10 protein-coding genes and 2 pseudogenes are annotated in these 10,111 nt (G+C 40.3%); 5 read left to right on the forward strand and 7 right to left on the reverse strand.

What is annotated here, in order from left to right; genetic code table 11:
* Window positions 1-541: LysE family translocator (locus tag UC75_RS01260; RefSeq protein ID WP_228137001.1), on the forward strand; the 541-nt coding region annotated here is incomplete at its 5' end.
* A gap of 88 nt (window positions 542-629) precedes the next feature.
* Window positions 630-750: pseudogene (locus UC75_RS19620) on the forward strand (hypothetical protein).
* A gap of 426 nt (window positions 751-1,176) precedes the next feature.
* Here the strand turns inward: UC75_RS19620 and UC75_RS01265 are convergent.
* The 5 genes from UC75_RS01265 to UC75_RS01285 form a co-directional block, all read right to left on the reverse strand.
* Entirely contained in the window at window positions 1,177-3,138 is a 1,962-nt protein-coding gene (locus UC75_RS01265) for a family 2A encapsulin nanocompartment cargo protein cysteine desulfurase (protein WP_049836432.1), read from the reverse strand.
* Complete coding sequence (locus UC75_RS01270) at window positions 3,113-4,045, reverse strand: family 2A encapsulin nanocompartment shell protein (protein ID WP_001107602.1); 933 nt, start codon at window positions 4,043-4,045, stop codon at window positions 3,113-3,115. The genes UC75_RS01265 and UC75_RS01270 overlap by 26 nt, the downstream gene beginning before the upstream one ends.
* 257 nt (window positions 4,046-4,302) lie before the next feature.
* The gene (gene epsC, locus UC75_RS01275; protein ID WP_075382795.1) at window positions 4,303-5,244 is read right to left on the reverse strand and encodes a serine O-acetyltransferase EpsC; all 942 of its coding nucleotides are present in this window, start codon (window positions 5,242-5,244) and stop codon (window positions 4,303-4,305) included.
* A gap of 18 nt (window positions 5,245-5,262) precedes the next feature.
* Window positions 5,263-5,772, reverse strand: coding sequence for a rhodanese-like domain-containing protein (locus UC75_RS01280; RefSeq protein ID WP_005304325.1), 510 nt, complete (start codon window positions 5,770-5,772; stop codon window positions 5,263-5,265).
* A 236-nt stretch (window positions 5,773-6,008) separates the two neighbouring features.
* A complete protein-coding gene (locus UC75_RS01285) occupies window positions 6,009-6,746 on the reverse strand; it encodes an SDR family oxidoreductase (RefSeq protein WP_049836433.1) in 738 nt (245 codons plus the stop codon).
* Between the two features lie 125 nt (window positions 6,747-6,871).
* Between UC75_RS01285 and UC75_RS01290 the strand changes: the two genes are divergently transcribed.
* Together UC75_RS01290 and UC75_RS01295 are read left to right on the forward strand one after the other, a co-directional pair.
* Window positions 6,872-7,774 (forward strand): LysR family transcriptional regulator, encoded by a 903-nt coding sequence (locus UC75_RS01290; protein ID WP_049836434.1) that lies wholly within the window; start codon window positions 6,872-6,874, stop codon window positions 7,772-7,774.
* Window positions 7,775-7,834: 60 nt separating this feature from the next.
* Window positions 7,835-8,653, forward strand: a complete 819-nt coding sequence (locus UC75_RS01295) for an AraC family transcriptional regulator (RefSeq protein ID WP_049836435.1) — start codon at window positions 7,835-7,837, stop codon at window positions 8,651-8,653.
* Window positions 8,654-8,690: 37 nt separating this feature from the next.
* Here the strand turns inward: UC75_RS01295 and UC75_RS01300 are convergent, their stop codons facing one another.
* Window positions 8,691-9,293, reverse strand: a complete 603-nt coding sequence (locus tag UC75_RS01300; protein WP_049836436.1) for a LysE family translocator — start codon at window positions 9,291-9,293, stop codon at window positions 8,691-8,693.
* Between the two features lie 154 nt (window positions 9,294-9,447).
* On the opposite strand from UC75_RS01300, the gene UC75_RS01305 reads away from it, so the two are divergent.
* Window positions 9,448-9,855 carry a DUF2000 domain-containing protein gene (locus tag UC75_RS01305; protein WP_049836437.1) on the forward strand — a complete coding sequence of 136 codons (408 nt, stop codon included), beginning with the start codon at window positions 9,448-9,450 and terminating at the stop codon, window positions 9,853-9,855.
* 66 nt (window positions 9,856-9,921) lie between these two features.
* Here UC75_RS01305 and UC75_RS19625 read toward each other — a convergent pair.
* Window positions 9,922-10,111, reverse strand: a pseudogene (locus UC75_RS19625) (glutathione-dependent disulfide-bond oxidoreductase); the annotation flags it as partial.

The following is a 10,111-nucleotide window of genomic DNA, read 5'->3' on the forward strand; positions in this document are numbered from 1 at the left end:
AAGTGTTCGTTATGGCTACTTAATTGGATGTCTAACCGCAATTGGTATTGGTGTCGGAATTTCAGTCCATGTGTTTTATACACTTGTTGGTATTGGTTTTTTGATTCAGCAAAGTGAATGGCTGATGTCACTTATCAGAACAGCGGGGGCAGCTTACTTAGTGTATTTAGGATGGCAGTGTTTACGTAGCCAGCCGAATACCAATATTGAGATTAATGGCCAAGCAGACAGTGACACGCCGAGTTTATTTAAAGCGTTTACAATGGGTTTTCTCACCAATGCGTTAAACCCAAAAGCCACCATCTTTTTTCTGGCAATTTTTACAACGATTGTAAGTACGACCACACCAATGAAAGTTCAGGTTTTTTATGGGGTCTGGATGTGTATGGTTAACGCTATTTGGTTTATGGTGGTGAGCGTACTGTTTGCTCAGCCTATTGTACGTAAAAGATTTTTGGAGTTTGGGGTTTATTTTGAGCGGGTAATGGGAGTTTTATTAATTGGGATTGCATTGAGATTGATTTGGGGTTTGTTTAATTAAGTTGGTTTTATTTATAAGTGGATGGACTGTCGGGACGGAGTCTTACCGTTTATACATCAGAAGAACGTAGTTAATTCTGTTACTTTTTTTGGAAAAAGTAACCAAAAAACTTTGTCATCTACAGAACCTGTTCACTGTTTTCATCTATCAGGAAATGTTGCAAAAACATTATTTTTATAAATTATGGGCAGGCTGTAGATGACTCTTAGCACGAGCCAAAGGCTAAGCTAGGAATCAAATTTCAAATCATAAGACTCCGCCGTGATAACCACTAATAATTTTTAGCTCAACCTAAAGTCATCTGCGAACTATTGCATAGCACGACAGAGTATTATCGCTTAAAGTTTTAATTTCTTCAGTCGCCTTCGGCTGGACTTACTTTGGTTTCGCTCAAAGTAAGCAAAAGCATTGTCATCTGCAAAACCTGTCGACTTATTTCATTTAACTAGTATTTCACAGAAACAGAATCTTTTTGATGCTACGCAGGTTGCAGACGACTTTTGCTCGAGTAAATGTAGTGCTAGGACTATTTGAGTTTTAATAGTTTTCTCATTGGAAAATTGAATTTTAATGATGGCAAATTAATTATAAAAAAAGACCGCTCAAAAGCAGTCTTTTCTAGTCTAGAAATAGATTTAATTGCTACGTCTATTACGCGTTAGTTGATGTAACACCGAAACCAATAAATCAATTTCTTCAGTCGTATTATAAAAAGCCAAAGACGGACGCACGGTTTGTTCTACACCAAAACGACGTAAAATTGGCTGTGCACAGTGGTGCCCAGAACGTACGGCAATACCATGTTGATTTAAAGCTTTACCGACTTGTTCAGTTGAATAGCCTTGTAAGGTAAAGGACATAACACTGGCTTTGTGATGTGCCGTTCCGATCAAACGTAAACCTGACACACTACTCAGCGCATTTTGACCATATTCGAGTAGATCATGTTCATAGCGAGCAATGTTATGAATACCTAGACTTTCTACATATTCAAGCGCAGCGCCTAAACCAACAGCATCGGCAATGTTTCCAGTTCCAGCTTCAAACTTGTTTGGGGCAGGTTGGTAAACTACTTGTTCGAAGGTAACATCCTGAATCATATTACCGCCGCCTTCCCAAACAGGCATGCTTTCTAGCAACTCTGGTTTTGCATAGACCGCGCCAATGCCCGTTGGACCAAACACTTTATGTCCAGAAAACACAAAAAAGTCTGCATCGAGAGCTTGTACATCGGTAGGAATGTGCGAAACGGATTGAGCACCATCAACTAAAACACGTACACCTTTTGCATGCGCAATTTTAATCACTTCAGCAACAGGTGTGACTGTACCCAAAGCATTCGAAACTTGAGTAATCGACAGCAGTTTAGTGCGCTCATTAATCAGTTTTGGCAACTCTTCTAAAATAATCTGGCCCGTGTCATCCACAGGAATGACTCTTAATTTTGCTCCAGTTTTTTTAGTGAGTTGATACCAAGGCACAATATTGGCATGGTGTTCCAAGTGAGAAACAATAATTTCATCACCCTCACCAATATTTTGCTCACCCCATGTTTTTGCAATCAGGTTAATGCCTTCGGTTGTTCCTCGAACAAAGATAATTTCTTTAGAAGAGGGTGCACCAATAAATCGGGCAACTACATTTCTTGCATGCTCATAGGCATCGGTTGCACGAGCTGCTAACTCATGGGCAGCACGGTGAATATTTGAGTTTTCATGCTGATAAAAATAAGCAATCCGATCAATCACGCGCTGCGGTTTTTGTGTAGTGGCAGCATTATCCAACCAAACCAGAGGTCGGCCATTGACGCGTTCCTGTAAAATTGGGAAGTCGCGACGTATAGCATGTACATCGAGTGGTTGAGCACTACTTGCTACAAAAGTGGGTTGCGATGGTTGATAGTGACTATAACTTTGTCCACTTTGAGGCAAGTCTAAAAAATAAAATGCAGAGCTTGCCGAACTTTGGGGAGGCGTGTTCGTTGCAAAACGATCTTCCGTCAGCAATGATTTCAGCTGGTCACCATGTGGCAATTGAAAAGACTGTGCAACTGAGTAATTATCCTCAACACCTTTAACAGATGGCTCTGCTGCATTTGGAGCAGAAAAATCATTTAAAAAATAATAAGGTGATTCACCTGCACCAGTAGGTAAGTTTGGTTCAATGCGAGGCACATTGGGTTCACTATGAGCAGCTTGTGGCAAATGTGGCTCAAATGGTGGGCGTGGCAAATTAGCTCCACCAACCACAGGCGCAGACGCTACAATTCGACGTTCAGGGTAGTCTGGCAAATTTGGAATATGCTCAGGATATTCCGGATTGAGACTTTTCTGAAACGCGATATTGGGCGCACGACCACTGAGTGCAGAAAATGGTTCACCCGGTTGTGGTGGGTGCGGTGGCGCTCCGACAGGTAAGTCCAAGTTAAGGCCCGATGGAGAAGCTGAACTGCTTGAGCTTGGTAATGCTGAAAAAAACTCATTAGCAAGTCGAGCAATGGTGGACTCATCAGGGAAGTTGGCTGGTGGGTTAACACCAGTCACTTCAGGCCCCGTTGGACTACCTTGCAGATTACTTGTAGTTAACTGGGTAGTCATGATATTTGTCCACCTCCACATCATCTAATACTGCCAACGCATCATCAGTGAGTACTGCAAGTGAGCAATATAACGAGATTAGATACGACGCAATCGCGTTACGGTTGATTCCCATAAAGCGTACTGAAAGCCCTGGTGACTGTTCACCCGCAAGACCCGGCTGGAACAAACCAACAATCCCTTGACGCTTTTCACCAACACGAAGCAGCAAGATTTTAGTTTTGCCATCTTCTACAGGAATTTTATTTGATGGAATGAGTGGAATACCGCGCCATGTAATGAATTGCGAACCGAATAGACTAACCGTTGGAGGCGGTACACCACGGCGTGTACATTCACGGCCAAATGCTGCAATTGCATCAGGGTGTGCTAGGAAAAAACCCGGTTCTTTCCAGACTTTACGTAGCAAATCATCAAGATCATCTGGAGTAGGTGGGCCATTTAAAGTCGAAATACGTTGGTCATCTGTCACACTTGCCAATAAACCGTATTCAGGGTTATTGATAAGCTCACTTTCTTGACGTTCTTTAATGGTTTCAATTGTTAAACGGAGCTGTTCTTTAATTTGGTCGTGTGGGCTGCTGTAAAGGTCAGCAACACGTGTATGTACATCTAAAACAGTAGATACACCATTTAAAAAGTATTCGCGTGGCTCTGGGTCATAATCGACAAAAGTTTGAGGTAAAGTTGCTTCATCACGTTGTGTGCAAGCAACTTGAATGTCATCAGTATTATTTACACGGTTTAAGCGGTAGATACCTGCTTCAACAGGAAGCCATTGAAGTAAGTGAGTCAGCCATCTGGGAGTAATTGTAGAAAGTTGGGGAGCAGTTTTGGTTGCATTGGCCAGTTGACGGGCTGCGTGGTCCCCCAGCGCAAGTTGGGCTTTGTCAGTATTTTTCGCCATGAATCATTTTTCCTTATTACAGTGGCTTGGTTATAAAATGTTAAATTTTTAAATTATCGTGTTAACAGATTAGAATTAAATATTCGATTTTCAAAATATGAATAAGGTATAAATAAATGAATACAGTTCACTTATTATGAATAAGCATATGTTTATGAAAATTTAATATAAATAAATAATAAACTGATTTATATATACCAAATTCATGTTTTTAATATATTGGTTAAAACTCTTATATATAAAATTGTGAATACGATTTATTTAAATTCTGGATTTTTTTGATAAGCTTCCAGTGGTGACTGTAAAATCTGGCTTCCTGCGGGAATACTATGTGTAAGCCAGACATTTCCCCCAATAATGGACCCTCGACCAATCGTAATACGACCTAAAATAGTGGCACCTGCATAGATCACCACGTCATCTTCAACAATTGGATGGCGTGTATAGTCTTTTTTCAAACCACCATCATCATTGGTTTCAAATCGTTTTGCTCCAAGGGTCACTGCCTGATAAATACGAACACGCTCTCCAATGACACTGGTTTCACCAATCACCACACCCGTACCATGATCGATGAAGAATCCTTTACCGATTTTTGCACCCGGATGAATATCAATACCGGTTGCAGAATGCGCCAACTCGGAAATAATGCGAGACAATAAAGGCACTTGGGCATAGAGTTGATGCGCTATTCGATGATGAATAATCGCAAATATGCCCGGATAGCAAAGTAATACCTCATCCACACTATGCGCCGCTGGATCGCCTTCATAAGCGGCTCGCACATCGCCGTCTAAAAGACGTCGTATAGAGGGCAATGTGTTGGCAAAATCCTGCACAATATTTTGAGCAAGTTCGTCTGGTTGTTGGACTGTGTTCGAATGACTCAAATGACGTTTTGCTTCATAGTTTAAAGCCAGTTGTACTTGAGCATGTAAAGCTGTGAGTACCCGATTTAAAGTATAGGCAATATAAGAATCTTCAGTTTCTTGACGTAAGTCAGCAGGGCCTAAACGCATTGGAAATAAAATTCCGCACAGGTCATCTAAAATGGCTTTCAAAGCTTCTTTAGATGGAAGTTCACGGCCCCCAAATTCTTTGGTCCTGTGTTGCTGCTGACGCCAGTCATGCCTTGCTTGTTGTAAACCTTGTACAACAGCATTAATGTTCCATTGAGTCACAAGCTTTCCTTGATTCACTGAAAATTGATTAAAATATTAGTCTTGTTGCCAAGGAAGTTGATGGATGCGCCAGCCATTTTTCTGATTACGCTGTTGCTGATCATTTAGATCGCCTTCGAAGCCTTCAAGAACGTTATAAATATGCTCAAAACCAGCATTAAATGCGGCCTCGGCAGCTTGTGCTGAACGGTTGCCACTACGGCATAACAAAAGAATGGTTTTGTCTTTGCCAACTTTTGATTCGAGTTCTTTTAAAAAGCGTGGATTACGGTTAAACGATGTGCCTGTTGCCCAAGCGACATGAACACTTTCAGGGACATAACCTACAAATTTACGTTCTTCATTGGTACGCACATCAACTAAAACAGCTTCGCCTTGTTGTACGAGCTGCCATGCATCAGTAGGTGATAAACTGCCACTAAAATTAAGTTCATGGTCCTGTGCGTATTGCTGTGCTTTACTAAGAATAGTGTCTTTTGACAAAGATGTATTAGAACTCGAAGAGATAAAACCAGATGGGTTTTCTGTATTTAATTTGGCATTCATTTAAATAATTCCTTATCTTCGATTCAGATTGTTATTGTTCAATTTACGCGTTTTTAAATATAAGCAAAAATAAGTAATATCTATTTATATATATTTTTTTAATAAATAAGCAAGCTAAATATTTTATATAAAATCGTATTAATTAATCTTATAAAGTTCTTCTAATAAAATATTTAATGGATTTTAACATTTGGTAAAAACCATATGAATTAAAATAATCCATATGGTTTTAAATATTAAGAAAATCCACCATTTACTCGAATGACTTGTGAATTTACCCAACGTCCATCTGGGCCAGCTAGCATGGCAACTACACTGGCAATTTCTTCAGGTGTTCCGATTCTTTCCAAGGGAGCGAGTTTTGCAATTGCTGCTACTTGCTCATCAGTTTTTCCATTGTAAAAAAGGTCAGTACCTGTCGGGCCGGGTGCAACGGCGTTTACGGTAATATTTCGGCCGCGTAACTCATTTGCTAACACATGGACCAAACCTTCTACACCTGCTTTTGAAGCAATGTAGGGACCATATGCTGGAAAAGATTTAGCAATTACACTCGTTGAAAGGACAATAATCCGGCCACCATCCGGAACTGTTTCGGCTGCATGCGCCAATATTAAAAATGCACCACGTAAATTGGTATGAATTACTTTATCGAAATCTGGCAGACCTTCAGGTGTAATTTTTGCCATAGGCATAATGCCTGCGCTATGAACCACAACGTCTAATTGACCGTTAATGGCTTTAGCTTCTTGAAATAAACGACTCACCTCATGTTCATTTGTGACGTCCGCTTGAATAGCAGAAGCTTGACCACCTTGCTCAATAATGTGCTCTATAGTGGCTTGGGCATGCACTGTATTGCCCGCATAGTTAACAATCACATAAAAACCATCTTGAGCTAAACGTTCTGCAATAGCACGGCCAATACCACGTGAAGCACCAGTAACAAGAGCTGTCTTTTTTGAAATATTCATTTTTAGATTGCCTGTTTGAGTAGGTATGGCTTATTTTAATAATATAGAAATATGGGATAAATCTTCATAATTGGATAAGATAATTCCATATTTATTAATAATAGATAGGGTTAAAAGCGAGCACTATGGATAAATTTGATACCTTGCAACTTTTTACCCGCATCGTAGAGCTGGGTAGTTTTAGTCAGGCAGCCGATCAGCTGAATATCCCACGCGCTACAGCAAGTAATGCCATTAAAGAGTTAGAGAATAATTTACAGTGTCGTTTGCTAGAGCGGACGACTCGGCATGTAAGACCATCACTAGATGGACAAGCATTTTATGAGCGTTGTACACAAATATTATCGGAACTCGATGATGCCGAATCGTCCTTACGTAATGTAATTGCACAGCCCCGTGGTTTACTACGTGTCGATTTATCAGGCGCACATGCGACTAAAATTGTTTTACCCAATATCGACCAATTTCACGAGTTGTATCCCGACATTGAGCTGGTAATTAGTACGGGAGATCGCTTGGTTGATCTGATTCGGGAAGGGATAGACTGTGTGGTGAGAGCGGGGCGTTTGGATGATTCCACTTTAATCGCTAGACATTTGGTTGATATGCCACAAGTCATTTGTGCAAGTCCTGACTATTTAATTAAACATGGAACGCCTCAGCAACCAGAGGATTTGTTATCACATTATTGTGTTAATTTCTTTTCGACATCAGGTGGGCGGAATTATCCATTTGAATTAATGGTGAATGGCAAAAAACAAGATTATTTTTTGAAAAGCTGGATCGCGGTAAATGATGCTGAAAACTATGTATTATCTGCTTTACGTGGGGCAGGTTTAATTCAGGTCCCGCGCTATCATGTAGCGAATGAGTTAAAAGACGGACAACTGGTTGAGGTTTTATCTGAATGGCAAATCCCGAAGATGTCAGTTTCTGCTTTATATCCGCAGCATCGGCAGCTCTCGCCACGCGTACGCGTTTTTGTCGCTTGGCTGAGTGAGTTATATATGGGCTATTTTTCAAAATAACGATAGCGTATAACGTATAGGTAGAATGCTCTCTAGCACATATAAAATTTTGGTGAATATGTGATTGAATTACCCAATGCAAATGATTGGATTGTTAGAAATTCTGACCCGAATAGTCTTGAACGAATTGAAGCCTTTTTTACCGATCATGCTTATGAGTCGCATCGCCACGATACTTTTGCAATTGGTCGAACATTAACAGGTGTTCAAAGCTTTCATTACCGTGGAGAGATGAAACATAGCCAGCCGGGTATGACGATGGTTTTACATCCCGATGAAAAACATGATGGAGAGTCAGGTAGTCGAGACGGTTTTAGATATCGGATGGTGTACGTAGAACCTGCAACCCTACAGGAAATTATGAAGGGCAAACCTTTACCATTTATTGAAAATGGCTTGAGTCAGGATCCCCGTTTATTTAAAGCAACTGATGTTTTATTACAGGGAATGGACCAGCATATTGATCCTTTAGAAAAACAAGATGCTTTATATGATCTGGCAACCACACTTTACGAAATTTCTGGTAATAATCAGCGAACCTCACATGCTTATGACTATGTCGCAGCGGAGCGTGCTAGAGAATTTATACATGCTTCTTTATATGAAAATATCTCTTTAGATGATATTGAAAAAAATGTGGGACGAGACCGCTGGAGTCTTTCACGTGATTTTCGCCTCCTATTTGGTACAAGTCCACATCGATATATGACCATGCGTAGGCTGGAAGTTGTGAAGTCCTGTTTAATGTATGGAGAGTCCTTGACTCAAGCTTCATTGATTGCAGGATTTTTTGATCAAAGCCATATGACACGTCATTTTCTAAAAGCATTTGGATTGACTCCAGCCCGATGGCGGATGATCAATAAGCTCTCTTCTTAAAAAAAGCCAGCCTGTTTAGGCTGACATAGACTCTATCTTAAATTAGGTTCATGCCTTTCAAAAAATCATAAAGCATAAATATGCCAGAAACGATTAACATCAATCCCATGGCTTGGTTTATACGATTAAACCAGATTTTATTTTTAATTTTTTTACCTAACACTGCACCTGCCCAAGAGTAAAGGCAGGGCGCGCCAGCTGCACCCAGTGAAATGAGCAATGATACGAAGAATATTTGAACGCCAATGATATGTGCTGTCGGGTACATAATGGTTGTAACAGGCAGAATCACTAAAATCCCTTTTGGGTTTAAAGCTTGTATCCAGAAACCATTCCAGAATGAAAGTGCCTGAACTTCAGCGGCTTCGTCACTCATATCAATATCTGACTTTAGCATTTGATATGAAAGATAAAACGTATAACACGCGCCAAACAAAGCAATATAGTGCAAGGCATTTTGTGGAATGATCGCGGCGCCGATATATCCAAAAATCATGAATAACATCAGCATTGCACAACCGACACCCATAAAAAAATAAATTGTTCTTTTGAATTGTCCGGTAAGCCCAGCGTTTAGCCCCATAAAATTTACTGGACCGGGGCTATACATCACACTCAAGGTATAAAAAAAGATTTCCATAACGTATCTACTAAAACAAAAACAACCCAGCATAGTGACTCGCAAATTTATGGTCTTGTACGTTTGTGATGGCTCCTGCACAAACGTACAAGACGAGAAAAATCTGAATGAGTCATGATGAGCGAGTTAACGTTATGATTCAGGAAAGAGGTTTATGTTTGATACAAAAATTGCGCTGATTGTCCGTAATGATCTTGCGACGTGGCAGAGATTAAATGTGGTGGCTTTTTTGGCAACGGGGATTGCCTCTGCTGTACCTGAAATGTTGGGTAAACCTTATATCGATGCGAATGGCTATGAGTATGGCAACATGTTAGGGCAGCCGATGTTGGTATTTGAGGGAGATTTATCAGGACTGCAAAAAGCACATCGGAAAGCAATTGAGCAAGATTTAACGATAATTCCCTATGTACATGCCATGTTTTCTACAGGCAATGATGAAGATAATCGGGCGGTTTTTTTGGCCGACGATGCGAATCAATTAAATTTGGTCGGAGTGGCGTTAATAGGATCTAAAAAGGCAGTTGATAAAGCAATAAAGGGTCTTTCTTTGCATCAATAAAATGTTATTGAAAGAATGATAAAACCCACTTTTTGAGCAAAAGTGGGTTTTATTTAAAAATGATGATTAAATTTTATCTTGAGTCTTGGTCTCAAAATCGCTCGCATCATGACGTTCATGCAACTGTGTGGCTAAATCACCAAAGGTACGGTTGACCATACGTCCACGTTGTACCGCAGGGCGCGCTAAAATCGCATCTGCCCAGCGCTGAACATTTTTATATTGATCGACACCTAAAAACTCCGCGCCGTTATAC

The organism is Acinetobacter sp. V2 (genome assembly GCF_001188385.1).
Classification (GTDB): domain Bacteria; phylum Pseudomonadota; class Gammaproteobacteria; order Pseudomonadales; family Moraxellaceae; genus Acinetobacter; species Acinetobacter oleivorans.